Source organism: Aquincola tertiaricarbonis, from assembly GCF_023573145.1.
Taxonomy (GTDB): Bacteria; Pseudomonadota; Gammaproteobacteria; order Burkholderiales; family Burkholderiaceae_C; genus Aquincola; species Aquincola tertiaricarbonis_B.
On record NZ_CP097636.1, the window covers coordinates 1,104,330 to 1,126,557 of the forward strand.

Annotated in this window: 23 protein-coding genes and 1 riboswitch; of the genes, 8 read left to right on the forward strand and 15 right to left on the reverse strand. The window is 70.5% G+C overall.

Annotation, left to right across the window (positions count from 1 at the left end):
* The first annotated feature begins 22 nt into the window (after positions 1-22).
* A riboswitch (TPP riboswitch) is annotated at positions 23-118 on the forward strand.
* 63 nt (positions 119-181) lie between these two features.
* Genes thiD through thiE form a run of 5 tightly spaced genes read left to right on the forward strand, consistent with a single transcriptional unit; the run spans position 182 to position 4,025 of the window.
* Entirely contained in the window at positions 182-1,054 is an 873-nt protein-coding gene (gene thiD, locus MW290_RS19310) for a bifunctional hydroxymethylpyrimidine kinase/phosphomethylpyrimidine kinase (protein WP_250199315.1), read from the forward strand.
* Positions 1,051-2,091 carry an FAD-dependent oxidoreductase gene (locus MW290_RS19315; protein WP_250199316.1) on the forward strand — a complete coding sequence of 347 codons (1,041 nt, stop codon included), beginning with the start codon at positions 1,051-1,053 and terminating at the stop codon, positions 2,089-2,091. Before thiD ends, MW290_RS19315 begins: the two co-directional genes overlap by 4 nt.
* On the forward strand, positions 2,088-2,321 hold the full coding sequence (thiS, locus tag MW290_RS19320; RefSeq protein WP_250199317.1) for a sulfur carrier protein ThiS: 234 nt from the start codon (positions 2,088-2,090) through the stop codon (positions 2,319-2,321). Before MW290_RS19315 ends, thiS begins: the two co-directional genes overlap by 4 nt.
* A 1-nt stretch (position 2,322) precedes the next feature.
* Positions 2,323-3,135 (forward strand): thiazole synthase, encoded by an 813-nt coding sequence (locus MW290_RS19325; protein ID WP_310740159.1) that lies wholly within the window; start codon positions 2,323-2,325, stop codon positions 3,133-3,135.
* Positions 3,132-4,025 carry a thiamine phosphate synthase gene (gene thiE, locus MW290_RS19330; RefSeq protein WP_250199318.1) on the forward strand — a complete coding sequence of 298 codons (894 nt, stop codon included), beginning with the start codon at positions 3,132-3,134 and terminating at the stop codon, positions 4,023-4,025. Before MW290_RS19325 ends, thiE begins: the two co-directional genes overlap by 4 nt.
* Positions 4,026-4,031: 6 nt before the next feature.
* Here the strand turns inward: thiE and MW290_RS19335 are convergent, their stop codons facing one another.
* Positions 4,032-5,027 carry a TerC family protein gene (locus MW290_RS19335; RefSeq protein ID WP_250199319.1) on the reverse strand — a complete coding sequence of 332 codons (996 nt, stop codon included), beginning with the start codon at positions 5,025-5,027 and terminating at the stop codon, positions 4,032-4,034.
* Between the two features lie 211 nt (positions 5,028-5,238).
* Here MW290_RS19335 and MW290_RS19340 point away from each other — a divergent pair, with 211 nt between their 5' ends.
* Entirely contained in the window at positions 5,239-5,817 is a 579-nt protein-coding gene (locus MW290_RS19340) for a PEP-CTERM sorting domain-containing protein (protein ID WP_250199320.1), read from the forward strand.
* Positions 5,818-5,866: 49 nt separating this feature from the next.
* Here the strand turns inward: MW290_RS19340 and MW290_RS19345 are convergent, their stop codons facing one another.
* The 4 genes from MW290_RS19345 to MW290_RS19360 form a co-directional block, all read right to left on the reverse strand.
* Positions 5,867-7,228 (reverse strand): sulfatase family protein, encoded by a 1,362-nt coding sequence (locus MW290_RS19345; protein WP_250199321.1) that lies wholly within the window; start codon positions 7,226-7,228, stop codon positions 5,867-5,869.
* Positions 7,225-8,301 (reverse strand): ABC transporter substrate-binding protein, encoded by a 1,077-nt coding sequence (locus MW290_RS19350; RefSeq protein ID WP_250199322.1) that lies wholly within the window; start codon positions 8,299-8,301, stop codon positions 7,225-7,227. The genes MW290_RS19345 and MW290_RS19350 overlap by 4 nt, the downstream gene beginning before the upstream one ends.
* Positions 8,302-8,438: 137 nt before the next feature.
* Complete coding sequence (locus MW290_RS19355; protein WP_259373494.1) at positions 8,439-9,119, reverse strand: 3'-5' exonuclease; 681 nt, start codon at positions 9,117-9,119, stop codon at positions 8,439-8,441.
* Positions 9,120-9,127: 8 nt separating this feature from the next.
* On the reverse strand, positions 9,128-10,969 hold the full coding sequence (locus MW290_RS19360) for a putative nucleotidyltransferase substrate binding domain-containing protein (RefSeq protein WP_250200058.1): 1,842 nt from the start codon (positions 10,967-10,969) through the stop codon (positions 9,128-9,130).
* A gap of 87 nt (positions 10,970-11,056) precedes the next feature.
* Here MW290_RS19360 and MW290_RS19365 point away from each other — a divergent pair, with 87 nt between their 5' ends.
* Positions 11,057-11,944, forward strand: a complete 888-nt coding sequence (locus tag MW290_RS19365; RefSeq protein WP_250199323.1) for a LysR family transcriptional regulator — start codon at positions 11,057-11,059, stop codon at positions 11,942-11,944.
* 112 nt (positions 11,945-12,056) lie between these two features.
* Here MW290_RS19365 and MW290_RS19370 read toward each other — a convergent pair whose 3' ends face one another.
* The 9 genes from MW290_RS19370 to MW290_RS19410 all read right to left on the reverse strand — a co-directional run bounded on the left by MW290_RS19370 (position 12,057) and on the right by MW290_RS19410 (position 20,319).
* Positions 12,057-13,112: an NAD(P)/FAD-dependent oxidoreductase gene (locus MW290_RS19370; RefSeq protein WP_250199324.1), complete on the reverse strand. Its 1,056-nt coding sequence runs from the start codon at positions 13,110-13,112 to the stop codon at positions 12,057-12,059.
* Between the two features lie 4 nt (positions 13,113-13,116).
* The gene (gene fdxA, locus MW290_RS19375) at positions 13,117-13,440 is read right to left on the reverse strand and encodes a ferredoxin FdxA (RefSeq protein WP_250199325.1); all 324 of its coding nucleotides are present in this window, start codon (positions 13,438-13,440) and stop codon (positions 13,117-13,119) included.
* Between the two features lie 76 nt (positions 13,441-13,516).
* The gene (cobA, locus tag MW290_RS19380) at positions 13,517-14,287 is read right to left on the reverse strand and encodes a uroporphyrinogen-III C-methyltransferase (protein WP_250200059.1); all 771 of its coding nucleotides are present in this window, start codon (positions 14,285-14,287) and stop codon (positions 13,517-13,519) included.
* A 23-nt stretch (positions 14,288-14,310) separates the two neighbouring features.
* The gene (locus MW290_RS19385; protein WP_250199326.1) at positions 14,311-15,600 is read right to left on the reverse strand and encodes a sulfate adenylyltransferase subunit 1; all 1,290 of its coding nucleotides are present in this window, start codon (positions 15,598-15,600) and stop codon (positions 14,311-14,313) included.
* Positions 15,600-16,568 (reverse strand): sulfate adenylyltransferase subunit CysD, encoded by a 969-nt coding sequence (cysD, locus tag MW290_RS19390; RefSeq protein WP_250199327.1) that lies wholly within the window; start codon positions 16,566-16,568, stop codon positions 15,600-15,602. The genes MW290_RS19385 and cysD overlap by 1 nt, the downstream gene beginning before the upstream one ends.
* A gap of 8 nt (positions 16,569-16,576) precedes the next feature.
* Positions 16,577-17,323, reverse strand: coding sequence for a phosphoadenylyl-sulfate reductase (locus tag MW290_RS19395; RefSeq protein WP_250199328.1), 747 nt, complete (start codon positions 17,321-17,323; stop codon positions 16,577-16,579).
* A 1-nt stretch (position 17,324) separates the two neighbouring features.
* Complete coding sequence (locus tag MW290_RS19400; RefSeq protein WP_250199329.1) at positions 17,325-17,834, reverse strand: DUF934 domain-containing protein; 510 nt, start codon at positions 17,832-17,834, stop codon at positions 17,325-17,327.
* Positions 17,835-17,852: 18 nt separating this feature from the next.
* Positions 17,853-19,544: a nitrite/sulfite reductase gene (locus MW290_RS19405; protein ID WP_250199330.1), complete on the reverse strand. Its 1,692-nt coding sequence runs from the start codon at positions 19,542-19,544 to the stop codon at positions 17,853-17,855.
* Positions 19,545-19,551: 7 nt separating this feature from the next.
* On the reverse strand, positions 19,552-20,319 hold the full coding sequence (locus tag MW290_RS19410; protein WP_250199331.1) for a sulfite exporter TauE/SafE family protein: 768 nt from the start codon (positions 20,317-20,319) through the stop codon (positions 19,552-19,554).
* 139 nt (positions 20,320-20,458) lie between these two features.
* Between MW290_RS19410 and MW290_RS19415 the strand changes: the two genes are divergently transcribed.
* Positions 20,459-21,337, forward strand: coding sequence for a patatin-like phospholipase family protein (locus MW290_RS19415; RefSeq protein WP_375142959.1), 879 nt, complete (start codon positions 20,459-20,461; stop codon positions 21,335-21,337).
* Positions 21,338-21,541: 204 nt separating this feature from the next.
* On the opposite strand, the gene phaP is transcribed toward MW290_RS19415, so the two are convergent.
* A complete protein-coding gene (phaP, locus tag MW290_RS19420) occupies positions 21,542-22,099 on the reverse strand; it encodes a TIGR01841 family phasin (RefSeq protein WP_250199333.1) in 558 nt (185 codons plus the stop codon).
* Between the last annotated feature and the right edge of the window lie 129 nt (positions 22,100-22,228).

The window sequence follows — 22,228 nt, forward strand, 5'->3', positions numbered from 1 at the left end:
ACAGGGCGCTGTGGCCATAATCGGGGCTTGCTAGGGGTGTCGTGCGCCGCACGACTGAGAAACACCCTTTGAACCTGAACTGGGTCATGCCAGCGGAGGGAAGCAGCACCGGCCACCCGACGGACAACCCCAGGCCGGTCCATCTTCCGGCCCCGGCATGCCCGCATGCCGAAGGATGCCGATGACCACCGACCCGATTGAAGCCGCGAGCGCCGCCCTGGCGCGTTATGCGCGGGTGCTCACCATCGCCGGCTCCGACAGCGGTGGCGGCGCCGGCATCCAGGCCGACCTGAAGACCTTCGCCGCGCTGGGCTGCTTCGGCACCAGCGCCATCACCGCCATCACGGCGCAGAACACCCGGGGCGTGCGCGCCATCCATGCGGTGCCGGTGGCCGTGCTGGCCGCGCAGATCGACGCGGTGCTGGAAGACATCGGCACCGACGCGGTGAAGATCGGCATGCTGCATTCGGCCGAGACGGCGCGCTGCGTGGCCGCGGCGATCGACCGCCATGCGCTGCGACCGGTGGTGCTGGACCCGGTGATGATCGCCACCAGCGGCGACGCGCTGATCGACCGGGATGCGGTGCAGGTCATCGTGCAGGCTTTGCTGCCGCGGGCCACGCTGATCACGCCCAACCTGGACGAAGCCGCCTTGCTGCTGGGCCGCGCCATCGTGTCGGTGGACGAGCTGGAGGCGGCGGCCGACGGGCTGCTGGCCCTGGGCGCGCAGGCGGTGCTGCTGAAGGGCGGCCACCTGCCCGGTGCGCAGGTGGTGGATGTGCTGAAGTCGCGCGACGGCCTGCACCGCCGTTTCAGTGCGGCGCGCATCCACAGCCGCAACCTGCATGGCACCGGCTGCACGCTCGCCTCGGCCGTGGCCGCGCAGCTGGCGCTGGGTCTGGGCCTGGCCGATGCGGTGGGCGCCGCACATGCCTACGTGCAGCAGGCGCTGCGGCAGGGCGCCGACGTGCAGACCGGCGCTGGCAACGGGCCGTTGAACCATGGCCATGCACCGCGGGCCATGCAGAAGATCCGGCCCGGGAGCCTGCGATGAACGGACGCCACATCGGCATTGCCGGTGCCGGGTTGCTGGGCCGGCTGCTGGCCTGGCGGCTGTCGGCGGCCGGGCATCGGGTGGAAGTGTTCGACCCGGCGGCCGGGCCCGACGACCGCACACCGCCCCAGGCCGCGGGCTGGACGGCGGCCGGCATGCTCAGCCCCATCGCCGAGCTGGAAACCGCCGACCTGGCCACCGCCCGGCGCGGCTGGCGCAGCCTGGACCTGTGGGCTGAGTGGCTGCCCAGGTTGCCTAGACAAGTGGACTTTCGGCGCCAGTGCAGCCTGCTGCTGGCCCACCGGGCCGATGCAGGCAGTGCGCAGCGGCTGCTGGCGGTGCTGGCGGCCAAGGGCGCGGCGTGGCCGGGCCCGCAGCCCTTGAGCCTGCCGCAGCTCGCGGAACTGGAGCCCGCAGTGCATGGCCCCGCGCTGGCCTGGCTGCTGCCCGGTGAAGGCCAGGTGCATGCGGTGCAGGCGATGCAAGCCCTGGCCGAGGCCGCCACGGCGCAAGGCGTGCGCTGGCACTGGCAGCAGCCCGTGACCGAGGCCGAACCCGGCCGGCTCGACGGGCGCCGCTTCGACCATGTGTTCGACGTGCGCGGCCTGGGCGCGCGGCCGGCCTTGCCGGTGCGCGGCGTGCGCGGTGAAGTGGCCTGGGTGCAGGCCCGCGGTCTGGTGCTGAACCGGCCGCTGCGCCTGCTGCACCCGCGCTGGCGGGTGTACCTGGTGCCGCGGCCGGATGACGTGGTGCTGGTGGGCGCTACCGAGATCGAATCGGAAGACCGCTCACCGGTCTCGGTGCGCAGCCTGCTGGGCCTGCTCAGCGCGGCCCACAGCGTGCTGCCCGAGCTGGCCGAAGGCCGGGTGCTGCACCTGGAAACCAACCTGCGCCCCGCGCTGCCCGACAACCTGCCCTGCCTGCACACGCAGCCGGGGCTCACCCGCATCAATGGCCTCTTTCGCCACGGCTGGCTGTTGGCGCCAGCCATGGTGGAAGAGGCGCTGGCGGCCTCGACATTGGAGAGCTTGGTATGACGGAACCCGCCACCGCAGCGGTCACGCCCATCACCGTACAGGTGGGCGGCCAACCGCACGCACTACCCGCTGGCTGCAGCCTGGCTGCGCTGGTCGAGCAATTGGGCCATGCGCCCGACAGCGTGGCCACCGCGGTCAATGGCGCCTTCGTCGCTCGCGCCCAGCGCGCCCACCATGCCCTGGCCGATGGCGACCAGGTGCAGTGCTTCAAACCCATCACAGGAGGTTGACGTGACCGACTCACACACCCCGCCCGACGAGGCCACCTGGCTGCTGGCCGATGTGCCGCTGCGCAGCCGCTTTCTGCTGGGCACCGCGGGCTACCCGTCACCTCAGGTGCTGCAGCAGGCCATCGCCGCCTCGGGCACCGGCGTGGTCACCGTGGGCCTGAAGCGCGAGCTGGCCGGCGATGGCAGCGGCGCCCAGGGCGCTTTCATGGACATCATCCGCGCCAGCGGCGCGCGGCTGCTGCCCAACACTGCCGGCTGCCGCAGCGCGCGCGAGGCCGTGACGCTGGCCCACATGGCGCGTGAGCTGCTGGGCACCCACTGGATCAAGCTGGAAGTGGTGGGCGACGAGCACACGCTGCAGCCCGACCCGTTTGAACTGGTGGCCGCGGCCACGCAGCTGGTGCGTGACGGCTTCGAGGTGTTTCCGTACTGCACCGACGACCTGGTGAGCTGCCAGCGCCTGCTGGATGCGGGCTGCCGCATCCTGATGCCCTGGGGCGCGCCGATCGGCTCGGGGCAGGGCTTGCTCAACCCCTGGGCGCTGCGCACGCTGCGGGCGCGTCTGCCGGGGGTCACGCTGATCGTCGATGCCGGGCTGGGTGCGCCGTCGCATGCGGCGCAGGCGATGGAGCTGGGCTTCGATGCGGTGCTGCTCAACTCGGCGGTGGCGCAGGCGGGTGATCCGGTGCGCATGGCCGCGGCCTTTGCGCATGCGGTGCGGGGCGGCTGGCTGGGCCATGCGGCCGGGCTGATCGCCGCGCAGGACATGGCGGTGGCCAGCACCCCGGTGGGCGGACGGCCGTTCGATCTATGAGCAGCCCCCTGGACCCCAAGACCGCCGTGGCCCTGGCCTTCGGCGTGGCCGCCGACACCCCGCTGCAGGCGGCGCAGCAGCTGGGCTTCGTGGACCGCGAAGCCGCCATCCTGGCGCAGATGTTCGAAGCCCAGCGCCGCCGCACGCCGCCGGGTGCCTCGCTGGCCGGCTTTGCCCTGCGGGCCGAGAACCTGCCGGTGCGCCCACCGGCGCAGGCTTTTGCGCCGCTGGTGGAGCGCCGCATGGGCCTGTATGCCATCGTCGACAGTGCCGACTGGGTGGCGCGGGTGCTGCAGGCCGGCATCCGCACCGTGCAGCTGCGCATCAAGCAGGCACCGCCGCAGGCACTGGCCGCGCAGATCCGCCGCAGCGTGCAGGCCGCGCAGGCGGCGGGGGCGCAGCTCTTCATCAACGACCACTGGCAACTGGCCATCGAGCACGGCGCCTACGGCGTGCACCTGGGCCAGGAAGACCTGGACACCGCCGACCTGGAAGCCATCCGCGCGGCCGGCCTGCGCCTGGGCCTGAGCACCCATGCCTACTGGGAGGTGTGCCGCGCATGGGCCCTGGGGCCCAGCTACATCGCCTGCGGGCCCATCCATGCCACGCAGCTGAAGGTGATGCCCTGGACACCGCAGGGCGAAGGCAACCTGGCCTACTGGTGCGCGCTGCTGCAGGCGCTGCCGGTGGTGGGCATCGGCGGCATGGACGCCGCCCGCTGCGCCGAGGCCATGCGCTGTGGTGCCGATGGCGTGTGCGTGGTCAGCGCCATCACCGGCGCGGCCGACCCCGAAGCCGCGATGGCCGCGCTGCAGCAGGCGGTGCGGCAAGGACAAGGGGCGCCGAAGCGCCCCGTGCCGTGGTTGCCGCAGCCCACGCTGCGGCGTTAGGGGTGGTCAGCCCTGCTGCGGCAGCGTGGCGGGCTGGCCGCGGGTCTTCCACATCGAGAACACCACGCCACCGGCGATCAGGCCCACGGTGACCGACAGGCTCAGCAGCGGCGGCGTCTTGCCGATGAAGTTCACCAGGAAGATCTTGCTGCCGATGAACACCAGCACCAGGGCCAGCGCGTACTTGAGGTAGGCGAAGCGGTGGATCATCGCGGCCAGCGCGAAGTACAGCGCCCGCAGGCCCAGGATCGCGAAGATGTTGCTGGTGTAGACGATGAACGGGTCGGTGGTGATGGCGAAGATGGCCGGCACCGAGTCCACCGCGAAGATCAGGTCCGCGAACTCCACCAGGCACAGCGCCAGGAACAGCGGCGTGGCCCACAGCACGGCCTGGCCGGTCTGCGGATGCGGCTGCCGCACGAAGAAGGCATTGCCGTGCAGCGTGGGCGTCACGCGCATGACCTTGCGCAGCAGCTTGAGCATCGGGTTGTTCGACAGGTCGGGCTGGTGGTCGGCGAACCACAGCATCTTGATGCCGGTGGCCACCAGGAAGGCGCCGAACACGTACAGCACCCAGCTGAACTGCGTGACCAGCGCGGCACCCAGGCCGATCATGATGGCGCGCAGCACGATCACGCCCAGGATGCCCCAGAACAGCACCCGGTGCTGGTAGGCCCGCGGGATCGCGAAGAAGCCGAAGATCATCGCGATGACGAACACGTTGTCCATCGACAGCGACTTCTCGATCAGAAAGCCGGTGTAGTACTCGATGCCGCTTTGCGCACCCAGCATCCACCACACCCAGGCGCCGAACAGCAGTCCGGCGCCGATGTAGCCGGCCGACAGCCACAGGCTCTCGGTCACGCCGATTTCCTTCTCGTCCTTGTGCAGCACGCCCAGGTCGAAGGTGAGCAGGCTGATGACGATGCCGATGAAGACCAGCCACAACCACACCGGCTGTGACAGGAAGGGGGAGCTGAGGAAGGTCTGCAAGGTTTGCATGGCGCTTTCCGCGAAGAGGTATGGGAATGGCCGTCAGCGTAGGCATCGGCATGCTGGCGGCAAAGCAGCGTCTGGCGCAGCCACGTTGAGGAAAAAACTGAAGGTTCGCAAGGCCGCCATCGCGGTGAGTCTTTGCCGGGCACCTTCGATGCGCAGCGGCGCGGCCAGAATGGCCATGGGCATCCGCCCACGGAACCGGAGAGAACACCTGATGACAGCCCATACCCTGGCCCGCGCCGCCGCCGCACTGGCGGCCGGCCTGGCCATCGCCGCCCCCGCCCAAGCCGAGCTGTACTGGGACTTCGCCTACACCGCTGCCGGCGTTTCGGCCAGCGGCATCCTCATCACCGAAGACGTGGCCAACGGCAGCGGCTACTACCTGGCCACCGGCATCCTGGGCCAGCGCAACGGCAGCAGCATCACCGGGCTGCAAGCCACCGGCACCGCCATTCCGCTGAACGAGCCCTTCGAGGTGGACAACCTGGTGCGTGCCGACGGCCGCCTGACCAGCCATGGTCTGGGCTTTGCCACCGCGTCGGGCGAGTACGCCAACCTGTTCCGCGCCAGCTGGCTGTCGCCGCCGCAGGTGGTGGAGTTCGCGTCGATGCCGTCGCAGAACAGCACCACCGAAGGCACGGTGAGCTGGATCTTCAGCGCCCGCACGGCGCCGCTGCCGCCGGTGCCGGAGCCCGCCAGCGCAGCGCTGGCGCTGGCCGGCCTGGCGGTGGTGGGCGGGGTTGCGCTGCGGCGTTCACGTGGCCCCGCACCACACCGGGCGCCCGGATGTTGAAGAAGGGGTGCTGCGCCGGCACCGGCTGCCGGCCATGGCGGTATGACAGTTACCGCGGCCGGCTGGCCCGCTCGGGGGCGTAGCGGTCGGCCTGTACATCGGGGGTCACCGCGTGGGTGAACACCTCGTCGGTGATGGGCAGCAGGTCGGCGTTCCAGCGCGCCCACTGCGCTTTCAGCCGCTCGAACACCGCCGGCTCGCGCTGGCGCAGGTTGGCGCGCTCGCGGGTGTCCACGGCCACGTTGAACAGGAACTCGTTGTCGTTGATCTTCAGGTACTTGTGGTCGCCCTCGCGCACGGCGCGCTGGGCATTGGCCTTGTAGCGCCAGTACAGGGTGCGGGCATGCACCGCGCGTTCACCGCGCAGCACCGGCAGGATGTCTTCGCCATCGCTGGGGTGGTCGGGGTGCGGGGTGGTGCCCGCGGCGGCCAGCAGCGTGGGCAGCCAGTCCATCGTGATGGTGACCTGATGGCTGACCTGCGGCTGGAGCACCGCGGGCCAGCGCAGCAGCGTGGGCACACGCAGGCCGCCTTCCAGCAGCTCGGTCTTCTGCCCCGTGAACGGCCAGGTCTTGCTGAAGCGCTCACCGCCGTTGTCACTGGTGAAGACGACGATGGTGTTGTCGGCCAGGCCCTGGGCCTGCAGCGTGGCCAGCACCTGGCCCACGGCCGCGTCCAGCGACTGCACCATGCGGCCGTAGGTGGCCAGGCTGCCGCCGTCGTAGTGGTACAGGTCGGTGAGCTGGCGCGAGACGGCCTCGTCCTCCGGCCCCACCCAGGGCCAGTGCGGCGCGGTGAAATGCAGCGACAGGAAAAACGGCTGCTGCGCATGCTGCCGACGCAGCCAGGCACTGGCTTCATCGGCCAGCACCTGGGTGTAGTAGCCGCTGCGTTGCACCGGCACCGGCGGTCCTTCGCCTTCGCCTTGCCACAGGTCGGGGGCCACGTCCACGCCCGCGCGCGGCTGGTGGGTGAAGTAGTCGATCACGCCCGCGTAGTTGCCGAAGAACTGCTGGTAGCCGCTTTTCAGCGGCCCGAAGCGTGGGCCGCTGCCCAGGTGCCACTTGCCGATCAGCGCGGTGCGGTAGCCGGCCTCCACCAGGCGTGAGGGCAGCGTGGGATGCTCGGGCGGCAGCCCATGCAGGTGGGCGGTGCGGGCGATTGGCTCTTCCAGGCCGCCGCGCAGGCGGTACTGGTAGCGCCCGGTCATCAGCGCGAAGCGGGTGGCCGAGCACACGGCCGAGTTGGCATAGGCCTGGGTGAAGCGCACGCCCTCGGCCGCCAGCGCATCGAGGTGGGGCGTCGCGTAGTCGGTCTGGCCGTACACGCCCAGGTCGGCCCAGCCCAGGTCGTCGGCCAGGATGAAGACGATGTTGGGCCGCGTGCCGGCCGTCGGCGTGGCGCTGCTCATCGGCGGGCCTTGCCGTTGGCGTCCAGCTCGGGCCAGAACTTGTCCAGCTTCAGCTGGCGCACCGCCTCGGCCACGAACTGCGGCGCCACCCAGGCGTCCACGTCCACCGAGGTCTTGATGAGGCCGAGCTTCAGCGCATCGGCCGCCACGCCCTTGTAGGCCACCAGCGCCGCCTCGTCGATCAGCGGCGAGTGGCGCAAGCGCAGGTCCTCACCTTCGAACTCGCTGGTGAACACGGCCGGCCCCTGGCCGCTGGCCTCACCCCACAGCGCCAGCAGCGGCTGGCGGTTGGCCTCGTCGCTGGCCCAGGCCGAAGCCCGCACCAGCTGCTTGACCAGGCGCGTGGTCACTTCGGGGTACTTGCGGATGAAGTCGTCGGTGGCCAGCGTGGCCGCATGGATGGTGAAGGCGGGGCCCTTGCCCTTGGTGTTGAAGGGCAGGCCCACACCCTTGGCCTGCAGCTGGTGCAGGTCGGCGCCGCCGAAGGTGGCGTCCACGTCCTTGTTCAGCACGGCGGCCTTGGCGGTGGGCCAGTCCATGTTCACCAGCCGCAGGTCCTTCTCGGTGAGCCCGGCCTCGGCCAGCAGGTTGTCGAATGGGCGCTGGTAGGCCGTGCCCTTGAGCACGGCCACCTTGCGGCCCTTCAGGTCGGCGAACCTGTTCAGCGTGAGGCCCGGCGCCGTGGCCAGATAGCTGTTGCTGCCGCGGCCGGTGACGGCGATCAGGCGCGTCGGCAGCCCGCGGGAGCGGCCGATCACCGACGCCAGGTCGCCCAGGAACACCACGTCCAGCTGCTTGGCGGCCAGGGCCTCGTTGACGGCCGGACCGGCCCCCCGGAAGAAGGTCCACTCGACCTGGATGTTGTCCTTCCTGAACTCTTCTTCCAGCCAGCCCCTGGCCCGCACCACCGACAACGGGTTGGCGCCTGAGAAGCCCTTGTCGCCGGTGCCGAGTTCGGGCGAGCCGATGCGGATGACGGTGGGCTGGTCGGCCGCGGCGGCGGCCTGGCTGAAGGGCAGGCTGGCCAGCAGGGCCAGCGCAAGAACGGAGAGTCGGCGCTTGATCAGGATCATGGATTGGGCGGCAGGAGGCTGGCGGCATGCCAGCGGCGGGCCCGATGCTAGGCAGCAGCCCCGGCGCTGCCAACGAAGCAGCGCGAGCAAGCAAAGTCACTGGCCGCCTAAGGGCGTGGCTCGGCCCGCGCCCTGCGTCAACGCGCCGTCAGCAGCAGCCGCCGTAGCTTCAGAAAGGCCAGCGCCGCCATCGTGGCGTCGTTCACCGCGTCATGCGCTTGGCGGGTGGGCAGTTGCAGGTCGGCCATCAGCGTGGCCAGGCGCAGGTCGATGGTGGCGCCGTGCTGGTAGGGCGGCAGCTGGCGCTGCTTCCAGTCGTGGTACAGCGCGCTAATCTCGATGCAGGGCTGCGGCAGGCGCACGCCCAGCATCGGAAACAGCGCGCGGTTGATCAGCGCGACGTCGAACTCCAGGTAGTAGCCCACCAGCGGCCGCGGGCCGATGAAGTGCAGCAGCCGGTGCATCGCTTCGTCGATGGGCAGGCCGCGGGCCACGTCGCGCTCGCGCAGGCCGTGCACCTTCACCGCCTCGGCCGAGATGGCACGCGCCGGACGCACCAGCAGGTTCAGCCGCTGGCTGGTGAGCACCCGCTGGCCCTGGATGCGCACCGCGCCGATGGCGATGATCTCGTCCTTGTGCGGGTTGAGGCCGGTGGTCTCGCAGTCCACCGACACCCATTCGTCCGGCGGGGGCGGGTCGTACAGGAAGCGGTAGCGCTGGTCACCCAGGTGGTACAGCATCCAGGCGCGCACCAGCGCGTGCCAGGGCGCCTGCCAGGGTGGTGGGGCGACCTGCAGCGCGGCGCGGGTGGATCGCATGAGCTTGTCTAGACAAGATCGAGCCGGAAGCGCTGGTCGAGCAGCGCCTTGAAGCGGCGCACCACCTCCAGCGTGTCCTTCAGCAGGTCTCGGTCCAGCGTGCTCAGCCTGCTCACCGCGATGCCTTGTGCCGGCTGCCCCAGCCGGCGCGCTTCCAGCCCTGCGCGCAGCCGCAGCGTCATGAAGAAGTGCAGGCTGTCCACCAGCGCATCGGCCAGCTCGGCCGGCAGCCGGTGTTCGGCGGCCAGCGCCTCGATGCGCTCGGCCGTGCCGGTGGCGCCGATGCGGTGGGCCAGCGCCAGCGCCCGCACCCCATGCACGATGGGAAAGAGCCCGGCCTTCTTGATGTCCAGCCGCTCGGCATCATCCGCGCGGGTGAGCAGCCGCGTCCACCAGCCGCTGCCGCCGTCGAAGGCATGGATGGCGCCGGCAAAGCGTGCCAGCAGCGCGTCGTGGTCGGGGGCCGCCTCCAGCAGCGCGGTGCGCACGCCTTGCAGCAGGCGGGCATCGCCGCACACCGCATGCGCGTCCATCAGGATGGCCACGGACATCAGCTGCTCGGCGGTGGGTGCCAGCAGCCAGCTGCGCACGCGCTGCACCCACTCGCCGGCGCTGGCGCGCCAGGCGGGTTGGTTGACCATGATGCGGCCCGGGCACTCGGGGTAGCCGAAGCCGGCCAGCGCGGCCGAAAAGCGCTCGCACACCGCCGGCAGGTCGTCGGGCGGCGCATGGCCGTCGGCCAGCACCAGGCCGTTGTCCTGGTCGGTTTTCAGCAGCTGCTCGCCACGGCCCTCGCTGCCCATCACGAACAGGCAGCTGTGGGCCACGAGGTCGTCTGGTGCCACCAGGCGCCAGGTGCGCTCGAACAGCTGTGCGTTGAGTGCCTGCACCAGCCGCGCGATCGGGCCCACCGGCGTGCCGCCACCGTGCAGCAGGCCCACCAGCTGCTGGATGCGCTCGGCCGGGCCGGCCAGCGCGTGCAGGCCGGTGGCCTCCAGGATCTCGCGGGTGATGAGGTAGGAGTGGTTGGACAGGAAGCTCAGCAGGTCCACCTGGTCCAGCGTGCCGTGCACGCGGGGCAGCGCGCCTTCTTCGGCCGGCGCATCGGCTACCACCAGCCGCCGCACGCGGTGGCGGATCATCGTGGCCTGGGCCTCGAACAGCCAGGCCTGCGGCGCCACCGTCACCAACTGCCAGCTGGCCAGCCGGCCCACCGGCAGCTGCTGCAGCGGCGTGCCCTGCAGGATGGCGCGCTGCAGCCCGGTGGTGGTGAAGATGCCCAGCCGCGGCGGCGTGTGGGTGTCGTCGCGCACCAGCACATGGTCGGTGCGGTGCTCGGCGAACACTCGCACCACGGCCACCACGTCGGTGGCCGCGTCCACCTGCTGCACCGGCCGCACGCCGGCCTGCTGCACCCGTGCCATCGCCAGCGACTGCATCTGCCGCTGGCTGCCGCGTTCGGCCAGTGCGCTGAGCTTCTGGGACAGGTCGGCGAACAGCAGTGCGCCGAAGGTGGCGTTGCGGCGGATCAGCTCGGTGACGGCTTCGCGCGCCAGCTGGTAGGCCAGCACCTCCTCGGCCGCGACGAAGCGGCTGCTGGCCTGGCCGGCCACCAGGGCGCGGCCGTCGAAGCAGTCGTCGGGGCCGCAGGTGTCCACCAGCTCGTCGCCGTTGTACTGGTGTACATGGCCCTTGATCAGCACGAACAGGTGCGCCGGCTGCTCGCCGGGCTGCAGCAGCACGTCGCCCTCGCGGAAGTAGGCGATGTCCACGTGGTCGCGCACCAGCTGGCGCTCGTCGGCCGTCAGGCAGTCGAACGGTGAGGCGCTGAAGTTGAAGGCGCTGGGCATGGTGGGCATCTCCGTGGCCCATTCTGGGCGGCGGGACTGACGCGCAGCTTGTGCTGGCGCAGACTTCGCCGCCTAAGATCCGCACCCATGCGACCCGGCTTCAATTACAAGCACCTGCACTACTTCTGGGTGGTGGCCAAGGAAGGCGGCATGGCCAGCGCGGCCGAGCGGCTGGACGTGGCGGTGCAGACCGTCAGCGCCCAGGTGCGCGAGCTGGAACAGGCGCTGGGCCATGCGCTGCTCAAGCCGGCCGGCCGCGGCCTGGCCCTGACCGAAGCGGGCGAGGCGGCGCTGCGCCAGGCCGACCAGATCTTCCAGTTGGGTGAGCAGCTGCCCGACGTGGTGCGCGATGCCGCCACCCAACCGGCGCTGCGGCTGGCGGTGGGCATCAGCGACGGCCTGCCCAAGATGGTGGTGCACCGGCTGATCATGCCGGTGCTGGCCGAGCCGGGGCTGCGGCTGCTGTGCCATGAAGGTGGCTTCGACGAGCTGCTGGCCGAGCTGGCGCTGCACAAGCTGGACCTGGTGCTGTCGGACCGGCCGGCGCCGGTCAATGCCAACCTCAAGCTCTACAGCCATGCGCTGGGCGGTTCCGAGCTGGGCTGGTATGCGCCATCCGCGCTGGCGGCCGCGGCGCGCAAGGGCTTTCCGCAGTCGCTGGCGCAGGTGCCGGTGCTGCTGCCCACCGCGCATGCCACGGTGCGGGTGCAGATCGACACCTGGTTCGCGCGCCATGGCGTGCGGCCCAACGTGGTGGGCGAGTTCGAGGACAGCGCGCTGCTCAAGACCTTCGGCGCCGGCGGCATGGGCGTGTTCCCGGCCGCGCTGCTGGTGCACGATGATCTACTGGAGCACTACCGCGTCAAGCCGGTGGGCGGTTGCGACGGCGTGCGCGAGCAGTTCTACGCCATCGGCACCGAGCGGCGGGTGCAGCACCCGTTGATCCGCCGGCTGGTGGAGGCGGCGGAAGGGTGAGCTTGGCGGCCAGGTTCCGCCGGGCCGCCCCAAGGAACCTGCTCCCCAGGGGCCGAAGGGCCCTCTTGCAAGGGCGGGGGGGGGCGCGAGCGCAGCGAGCTTGGGGGCTGACTCAATGCTCGTCGTCGTGGCCGGGCGTTTCCACGCCCAGCAACTGGTGCAGCCGCGGGCTGGTGGTGGTGTACTGCAGGTGCACCGCCTTGTCGGGGAACACATGCCGCACCGCGCCGAAGGCGGCCAGCGTGGCCTCGTGAAAGCCGCAGAGGATCAGCTTTTTCTTGCCCGGGTAGGTGACCACGTCGCCCACCGCGAAGATGCCGGGCTCGCTGGTCTCGAACTTCTCGGTGTCCACCACCAGCTGCTTGCGCTCCAGCGCCAGGCCCCAGTCGGCGATCGGGCCCAGCCGCGGGCTGAGGCCGAAGAACACCAGCAGTTCGTCCAGCGGCATCACCCGCGTGACGCCGTCGCCACCCAGCACCTTGATGGCCGTCAGGCGGCCGTCGGTCACCTCGATGCCGCTGACCTGGCCGGCCGCGAACTGCAGGCGCTGCGCCTCGCACAAGGCGCGCATGCGGTCGATGGCGGCGGGCTCGGCCTGGAAGGCATCGCGCCGGTGCAGCAGGGTGACGCTGGCGGCGGCCTGCGGGCCGGTTTCGGCCAGATGGTTGGCCCACTGCAGCGCGCTGTCGCCGCCGCCCACCACCACCACGTGGCGGCCGGCGAAGCGGGCCGGGTCGTCCACCCGGTAGTGCAGCTGCGTGCCTTCGAACGCGGCCAGGCCTTCCACCCGCAGGGGCTTGGGCTGGAAGGCGCCGACGCCACCGGCGATGAACACCGTCTTGGCGATGAACTGCAGCCCGCGGCGGGTGGCCACGTCGAAGCGGCCGTCCGGGCGGCGCTGCAGCAGGCTCACTTCCTGGTCCAGGTGCAGCGGCGCCTGGAAGGGCGCGATCTGCTGCAGCAGCCGGTCGACCAGCTCGCGCCCGCTGGTCGCGGGCAGGCCGGGGATGTCGTAGATCGGCTTGTCGGGGTACAGCTCGATGCACTGGCCGCCGGGCTGGGGCAGTGAATCGACCACGTGCGCGCCGATTTCCAGCAGGCCCAGCTCGAACACCTGGAACAGGCCGACCGGGCCGGCACCGACGATCAGCGCGTCGGTCTCGATCATGGGATCAGCGGATCAGCTCGGGCAGCTTGTCCGAGCGGTCCTTCCACTCGTCGGCGTCGGGCAGCGAGGCCTTGCGCTTGGTGATGCTGGGCCACTTCTTGGCCAGGTCCGCATTGAGCTGGATGAAGTGCTGCTGGTCGCCCGGCACGTCTTCTTCCGGCACGATGGCGTTGACCGGGCACTCGGGGATGCACACGGCGCAGTCGATGCACTCGTCGGGGTCGATCGCCAGGAAGTTCGGGCCTTCGCGGAAACAATCAACGGGGCAGACGTCGACGCAATCGGTGTACTTGCAGCGAATGCATGCTTCGGTGACGACGTGGGTCATGGGGCTTCAGCCTCTGAAATGTTGAGGGCGGCAGCGCCGGGTTCATGTGGCGGCCGCTCCATGAGAACTCTCGATTCTAAGCCGCGGGGGTGCCTGCGGCGGCGGGGTGGGGCACGGTGGCCGCATGGGGGCTGCGGCCATCGGCCGCCAGCACCGGCCGCGCGCCGGCCCCCACGGTGACGATGGCCGGCCGGCCGGCATGCAGCATGCTGGCGGCGGCCAGCGTGGCCACTTCGTGGTCGCTGGCGCGCTGGTCGGGCGTGCCGGCCTGCGACACCACCAGCACCGGCGTGTCGCCCGGCCAGCCGGCGTCCAGCAGTCGGCGGCTCAGCGCGCCGAGCTGGCGGCCGGCCATGTAGAACACCTCGGTGTCGGCGCTGGGCGGCGTGGCTTCGGCCAGGCTGCCTTCCTTGGTCATCGCGGTGGACAGGCTGACGCTGCGGCCCAGGCCGCGGCGCGTCAACGGCCGCTGGGTGGCGGCCGCCGCGGCGATGGCGGCGGTAACGCCGGGCACCACTTCGCAGCCGATGCCGGCGGCGGCCAGCGCCAGCAGCTCTTCTTCCAGCCGGCCGAACACGCTGGGGTCGCCGCCCTTGAGCCGCACCACGCGTTGGTACTGCTGCGCACAGCGCACCAGCATCGCGTTGATTTCGGTCTGCTTGGGCGCATGGCAGAAGCCGCGCTTGCCGACGTCGATCCAGCGGGCCTGCGGTGCCAGCTCGCGCAGCGCGGGGTCGGTGAGGGCGTCGAACAGCACCACCTCGGCCTCGGCCAGCCGGCGTGCGCCGCGCACCGTGATCAGGTCGGCCGCGCCGGGGCCGGCGCCGATGAAGACGACGCTGCCCACGCTGTGGCGGCCGGCGGCTTCGGTCACGCCGCTTCCTTGACCAGCAGCGCGCCGCTGGTGCGGTTGCTGGTGGGGTCGACCACGATCAGCGCGCCGCCCACGCGGTTGCTGCCGTAGGGCTCCACCGGCAGCGGCTGCTGGGTTTCCACGGTCACTTCGCCGATCTCGTTGACGGCCAGTTCATGGGCGTCGGTGGCGGCCAGGGTGTGGATGTCCAGCCGGTGGTCGATGCTGCTGATGCGCGCCTGCACCCAGCGGTTGCCATGGCGCACCCAGTACTTGCGGCCGACCACGGCGGGCTCGGTGTCCAGCCAGGCCAGCGTGGCCGAGAAACGCTGCGTGGACTGCAGGCTCTTGGGCGTGGCCACCCAGTCGCCGCGCGAGACGTCGAGCTGCCGGTCCAGCACGATGCCGGCCGACTGGCCCGCACGCGCCGCTTCCACCACCTCGCCGGCCAGGCGCACCTGAGCGACGGTGGCGACCTCTCCGCTCGGGAACACCTGCACCGCGTCGCCGGCCTTCACCGCGCCGTGGGCGATGCGGCCCCACAGCGTGCGCGGCTGGTGGCCGGTGCCTTCGCCGTCGTCGCGGGCCACGTACTGCACCGGCTGCAGCAGATCGCCTTCGCTGCGTTCCTGCGTGGTGGGCAGGGCTTCCAGCAGCTGCAGCAGCGAGGGGCCGTCGTACCAGTCGCAGGCCAGCGGCTGCGTCACGTTGTCGCCGCGCAGGGCCGAGACGGGGATGATGCCCGCCACTTCCACGCCGGCTTCCTGCGCGAAGTCGCGCAGCGCCTGGGCCACCGCCTCGAAGGCGGGGCGGATCTCGTCGATGGCGTCGATCTTGTTGACCGCGAACACGATGCCGGGCACGCGCAGCAGCTTGGCCAGCAGGGTGTGGCGGCGGGTTTGCGGCAGCAGCTGCACCGGCTGGGCGCGCCAGTCGATCTTGGTGATGTCCACCAGCACCACCGCGGCATCGCTGCCGGCGGCGGCCGTCACCATGTTGCGGGTGTACTGCTCATGGCCCGGCGCGTCGGCGATGATGAATTTGCGCTGGCGGGTGGCGAAGTAGCGGTAGGCCACGTCGATGGTGATGCCTTGCTCGCGCTCGGCTTCCAGGCCGTCGGTCAGCAGGCTCAGGTCGATGGGCTGGCCGGCGGCGCGCTTTTCCAGCGTGTCGAGCTGGTCGGCCAGGATGGCGCGGCTGTCGTACAGCAGGCGGCCGATCAGCGTGCTCTTGCCGTCGTCGACGCTGCCGGCGGTCAGAAAGCGCAGGGCGCGGTGGTCGTGGGACACGGGGGCGGCGGTGCTCATCAGAAATAGCCTTCTTTCTTGCGGCGCTCCATCGAGGCGTCGGAAGTGCGGTCGTCCATGCGGGTGGCGCCGCGTTCGCTCACCGTGACGGTGAGCGTCTCGGCCACGATGTCGGTGGCATTGGCGGCCGGGCTTTCCACCGGGCAGGTGCAGGTCATGTCGCCCACGGTGCGAAAGCGCACTTGCGCCGTTTCCACCGTCTCGCCGGCTTCGGGCGGCGTCACCTCGGTCACCGGCACCAGCAGGCCCTTGCGGCGGATCACCTGGCGGTCGTGCGCAAAGTACAGGTTGGGCAACGGAATCTGCTCGCGGGCGATGTACAGCCACACGTCCAGCTCGGTCCAGTTGCTGATGGGGAAGGCACGGAAGTGCTCGCCCGGCTTGTGGCGGGTGTTGAACAGCGTCCACAGCTCGGGGCGCTGCTCCTTGGGCTGCCATTGGCCGAAGCTGTCGCGGTGGCTGAAGATGCGCTCCTTGGCGCGGGCCTTCTCCTCGTCGCGGCGGGCACCGCCGATCAGGCAGTCGAAGCGGTGTTCTTCGATGGCTTCCAGCAGCGTCACCGTCTGGTGGCCGTTGCGCGACTCCAGCGGATGCGCCAGGCGGATGGTGCCGCGCTTGATGCTGTCTTCCAGGTGGCCCACCACCAGGCGTTCACCCATCTCGGCCACGCGGCGGTCGCGGAACTCGATCACTTCCGGGAAGTTGTGGCCGGTGTCCACGTGCAGCAGCGGGAACGGCAGCTTGCCCTTGAACTCATTCGGCTGGCTGCGGTCGGGGCGCAGCTTGAAGGCCTTCTCGGCCAGGCGCAGCACCACGCAGGAGTCCTTGCCGCCCGAGAACAGCAGGGCGGGGCGCTCGAAGCTGGCCGCCACCTCGCGCAGGATGAAGATGGCCTCTTCCTCGAGGTGGTCGAGGTGGGCATGGTCGAGCTGCGGCAGCAGCTGGTCGACGGAAAGCGGGGCGTTCATCGTGGGGCTCATCGGTTCAACAGGGTCGACACTTGGGCGGGGGCGTCATGGACATGCAGGCCGCATTCCTTGGCGCCTTCCTGCTCCCACCACCAGCGGCCGGCGCGGAAGTCTTCGCCAAGGGCCACGGCACGGGTGCAGGGCGCGCAGCCGATGCTGGGGTAGAACTGGTCGTGCAGCGGGTTGTAGGGCACCTGGTGCTGGCCGATGTAGTGCCACACGTCGCCCCAGGTCCATTCGGCCAGCGGGCTGTACTTGGTGCGGCCGTTGGGCTCACGTTCCACGAACTCCACCGCCGCGCGGTCGTTCGACTGCTCGCGCCGCAGGCCGGTGATCCAGGCGTCGCGGCCGGCCATCATGCGGCCCAGGGGTTCGAGCTTGCGCACGCCGCAGCAGGCCTTGCGCAGTGCCACGCTCTCGTACATGGCCTTGGGGCCGTGCTGGCTGACGAACTGGATCACCGCTTCGGCCGGCGGGCTGAACACCTCCACCGGCAGGCCGTAGTGCTGCTCGATGCGGCCGATCAGGGCCACCGTCTCGTCGTGCAGCGCCTGGGTGTTGAGCGTGGCCAGCGCGATCGGCAGCCGGTGGCGGGCGATCAGGTCGGTGATCACCATGTCCTCGGCGCCCAGGCTGGTGCCCTGCACCACGCTGCCCGGATGCTCGGCCGCCGCCTGTTGCAGCACGGCCAGCGTGCGGGCCAGCTTGGCCTCGAAGTCGGCGCTGGGCCGGGCGTTGAGGGTGATCGCGTTCATCTCAGGCCTGCTCCGCGCCGCTGCGGGCGAACAGCGGCTGGTGCTGCAGCACGTCACCCTGGTAGTGGGCCGGGAAGGGCGCCGGGAAGCTGGCCAGCAGCCGCTGGGCGATGTCCAGCTTCTGGTCGCCACGCAGCACCACGGCGTCGAAGCCGGTGCGCTGCAGCAGCGGCAGCATGTCCACCACCACGTCGCCGGTGGCGCGCACTTCACCGGCGTAGCGGTAGCGGCGGCGCAGGATGCGGGCCTGGCTGTAGGCGCGGCCGTCCACCCACTTGGGGAACTGCAGCACCACCAGGCCCAGGCGCGGCAGGCAGGCTTCCAGCGTCTCGATGTCGGCGTCGTTGGGCACGATGACGCCGGCCTTCACGTCGGCCGGCCAGTGCTCGCGCACGGCATGCCACTGCTCCAGCGTCAGCAGGCGGTTGGGGCCCGGGTTGGGGTGCGGCATCGGGCCGTCTTCGCCCACCACGGTGTGCCAGGCGTCGCGATGGGAGTCGATGAATTTCATGGTCGGTCTCGTCCGGGTTCAGGCGGCGCGGGCGGTGCTGCGGCGCACGGCGTCGGCGGCGGCGCGGAAGGGCGGCACGCCCAGGCGGCGGGCGGTGTCGATGAAGCGCTCACCGGGGGCGCGCTCGCGCTTGTAGGTGGTGATCACGGCTTCCACCGCGTCGGCGATCTCGTCGGCCGCGAACGACGGGCCGATGACCTTGCCCGGCGTGGCGCCGCCGCTCAGCGTGGAGCCGTCGGAGCCGGCCACGGTCAGCTGGTACCACTCGGCGCCGTCCTTGTCGACGCCCAGCACGCCGATGTGGCCGCTGTGGTGGTGGCCGCAGCTGTTGATGCAACCGCTGATGTGCAGGTCGATGTCGCCGATGTCGTGCAGCTCGTCCAGGTCCTGGTAGCGCTCGGTCAGCTCGGCCGCCAGCGGGATGGAGCGGGCATTGGCCAGCGCGCAGAAGTCGCCACCGGGGCAGGCGATCATGTCGGTCAGGTAGCCGATGTTGGGCGAGGCGAAGCCGGCTGCCTTGGCCGCTTCCCACAGCGCGAACAGCTCGCTCTGGCGCACCCAGGGCAGCAGCAGGTTCTGGTCGTGCGTGACGCGCAGCTCACCGTGGCTGAAGCGGTCGGCCAGGTCGGCCGCCAGGTCCATCTGGCTGCCGGTGGCATCGCCGGGCGCCTGGCCGGGCCGCTTCAGCGACAGCTGCACCGCGCGGTAGCCGGCCACACGGTGGCCCACCACGTTGCGCTGCAGCCAGCGGTCGAAGCCGGCCGGCGCATCGGCCGGCAGCGCCACTTCTTCGGCCGGGGCCACGCCGGCCGGCACCACGAAGCTGGCGGCCACGCGGTCGAACTCGGCCTGCGGAATGATCTGCGCGTCGCCGTCGGTGTCGCGCGCCAGGATGGCCTGGAACTCGGCGTTCACCGCGTCGAAGAACTTCTGGCCCTCGGCCTTCACCAGGATCTTGATGCGGGCCTTGTACATGTTGTCGCGGCGGCCATAGCGGTTGTACACGCGCACCACCGCTTCCAGGTACACCAGGATCTGCTGCCAGGGCACGAAGGCATTGATCAGGCTGCCGATGATGGGTGTGCGGCCCATGCCGCCGCCGACGAACACCTTGAAGCCCACTTCGCCGGCCTCGTTCTTCAGCAGGTGCAGGCCCACGTCGTGCCACAGCGTGGCGGCGCGGTCTTCCACGGCGCCGGTGACGGCGATCTTGAACTTGCGCGGCAGGAAGGCGAACTCGGGGTGCAGCGTGCTCCACTGGCGCAGCAGCTCGCAGTAGGGGCGCGGGTCGACGATCTCGTCCTGCGCGATGCCGGCCAGCGCGTCGCTGGTGATGTTGCGGATGCAGTTGCCGCTGGTCTGGATGCCGTGCATGTCCACCTCGGCCAGCAGGTCCATCACGTCGGCACCCTTGTCCAGCGGAATCCAGTTGTATTGCAGGTTCTGCCGGGTGGTGAAGTGGCCGTAGTCGCGGTCGTACTCGCGTGCGATGCGGGCCAGCTGGCGCAGCTGGCGGCTGGCCAGCTCACCGTAGGGCACGGCCACCCGCAGCATCGGGGCATGGCGCTGGATGTACCAGCCGTTCTGCAGCCGCAGCGGGCGGAACTCGTCGTCGCCCAGCTCGCCGCGCAGGTTGCGTTCAAGCTGGTCGCGGAACTGCGCCGCACGGGCGCGGACGAACTGGCGGTCGAAGTCGGTGTACTGGTACATGCTGGGTTCAGTGAATCACTTTGAGGCCCGCGGTGACGAGCGCTGCGGCCAGCAGCGCGCGCACCAGGCGTTCGGGCATGGATTTGGTGAGCCTGGCGCCGAGCCAGATGCCCGGCAGGGAACCGACCAGCAGTGCTGCCAGCAGGCCCCAGTCGACATTGCCGAGCGTGGCATGGCCGATGCCCGCGACGAGCGTGAGCGGCACCGCATGGGCAATGTCGGTGCCCACCAGCCGGTGGGCAGGCAGGCGAGGATAAAGCAGCAGGATCAGCGTGGCGCCGATCGCCCCCGCGCCGATGGAGCTGAGCGACACCAGCACGCCCAGCAGCAGGCCGCACAGCAGCGTGAGCAGCGGCTTGCGCGATTCGGGAATCCAGCGCTCCAGCCGCAGGCCGACGGCCAGCCAGGCCTGGCGGTACGCCACCGTCACCGCGGTGAGCAGCAGCGCGATGCCCAGCGCGAAGGTGAGGGTGCCGGCCCACTGCTTGGTGATGCCGGTGCTGTGCATCAGCGCGATGGTGGCCAGCGCGGCCGGGATGCTGCCGGCCAGCAGCAGGCCGGTGATGCGGTAATCCACATGGCCGTGGCGGTGGTGGGCCACCGCGCCGCCGGTCTTGGTGACGGCGGCAAACCACAGGTCGGTGCCGATGGCCACCGCCGGGTTCAGCTTGAACACGCCCATCAGCAGCGGCGTCATCAGCGAGCCGCCGCCGACGCCCGTCATGCCGACGATGGCACCGACGCCGAAGCCGCTGAGCACTGCCATCCAGTCCATGTGTGTTCCGCAAGTCCAATAGCATGCACGGGCCCTTCCCGTGCGCAGACCGGCACTGTAGGGACCGCATATATATTTGAGAAGAACGAATAAGTTGCTTGCTAATGCTTCTGAAGAATTAAGCGGCCGCCGCCGCGTCCTGGCGCTGCTGGGCGCCCTGGCGCTGGCCGGTTGTGCCACCGCGCCGCCGCCCGCCGCCCCCGTGCCAACCCCGCCCCCGGCGGCGCCGCCACCGGCCCCGCGGCCCCCACGCATCGGCCTGGCGCTGGGCGGCGGTGCCACCCGCGGCTTCGCCCACATCGGCGTCATCCAGGTGCTGGAAGAAGCCGGCATCAAGCCCGACCTGGTGGCCGGCACCTCGGCCGGCAGCCTGGTGGCCACGATGTATGCCGCCGGCCGCAGCGGCGCCGAGCTGGCCAAGGTGGCCCTGGCGATGGACGAATCGGCCATCACCGACTGGGCTTTTCCGGGCCGCGGCCTGATCCGCGGCGAGGCGCTGGCGCGCTATGTGCGCGAGCAGACCGGCCAGCGCACCATCGAGCAGCTGCCGATGCCGCTGGGCATCGTGGCCACCGACCTGGACAACGGCGAGCCGGTGCTGTTCCGCCGCGGCGACGCGGGCACCGCGGTGCGCGCTTCCAGCGCAGTGCCGGCGGTGTTTCAGCCGGTCAGCATCAACGGCCGCGAGTACGTGGACGGCGGCCTGGCCTCACCGGTGCCGGTGCGCTTTGCCCGGCAGATGGGCGCCGAGTTCGTGATCGCGGTGGACATTTCCAGCCCGCCCGACGGCAATGCCACCGGCGATCCGATGCGCATGCTGCTGCAGACGTTTGCCATCATGAGCCGCAGCATCAACACCTTCGAGCTGCGCGACGCCGACGTGGTGGTGCGCCCGCGGCTGGTGGGCGTCTCGAGCGCCGACTTCACCGTGCGCCGCAAGGCGATCGCGGCCGGCCGCGAGGCGGCGCTGGCGGTGCTGCCGGCGATCCGGCAGAAGATGGCGCTGGCGAGCCGCTAGGGGCCCACCCGCCCGCCGGGCCGTCGCAAGGGCGGGTGCGCCCCAAGGGTCCGAAGGGCCCTTCTACAAGGGCCAGGGGGCTGCGAACGCAGTGAGCTTGGGGGCACAAACAAAGAAAGAGGCCCGGCAGAGCCGGGCCTTTGAAGCGGTACGCCGGCCTGTGCCGGAAGGGTACCGAGGAGACAACCAGTGTGTGCGCGCGGCTTAGGCGGCGGCGCGCTTGGCCTTGGTGGCGGTGGTCGAAGCGGCCTTGACGGCGGTGTTGGTCAGCGCGGTCAGGTTGGCTTCAGCCACGTCGGCGGCTTGCTTGGCGGCCTTGTGCACGCTTTCGAAGGCGTTGTTGGCGGCGGCGACGGCCGACTTCACCAGGGCGACGGCGTTTTCGCTGCCGGCCGGGGCGTTCTTGGCGGCGGTGTCGACCACGCTCATGAACTTCTTCTGCGCGTCGGCCATTTGCGATTCGGCGACCTTGGTCACTTCGGCGCTGGTGGCGGCGGCGATGTCGTACACGTGGCGGCTGTAGGCGGCAGCCTTCTCGGCCACGGGCTGCAGCATCGAGGTCTGCAGCGCGATCAGTTCCTGCGCGTCCTTCACCGACATCGCGGCGGTGGCGGTTTCAGCGGCTTCGCCCAGGGCGGTCTTGGCCACTTGCATGTTCAGTTCGACCAGCTTCTCGACACCTTCGAAAGCCTTGTTCGTCAGGCCGAACAGGGTTTCCAGGTTGGCCTTGTGGGCGGCGAGCATTTGTTCAGGGGTCAGCATGAAATTCTCCATTTGAAACAGGGACTTGCTGGTGCCTGAACAGCGTTTGCTGCACTGCACCATGACCTGAAGTATAGGGACCGTTCGCCCCATTGCAAGCACTTTTGTTGCGGCGCAGCAAAGACTAGG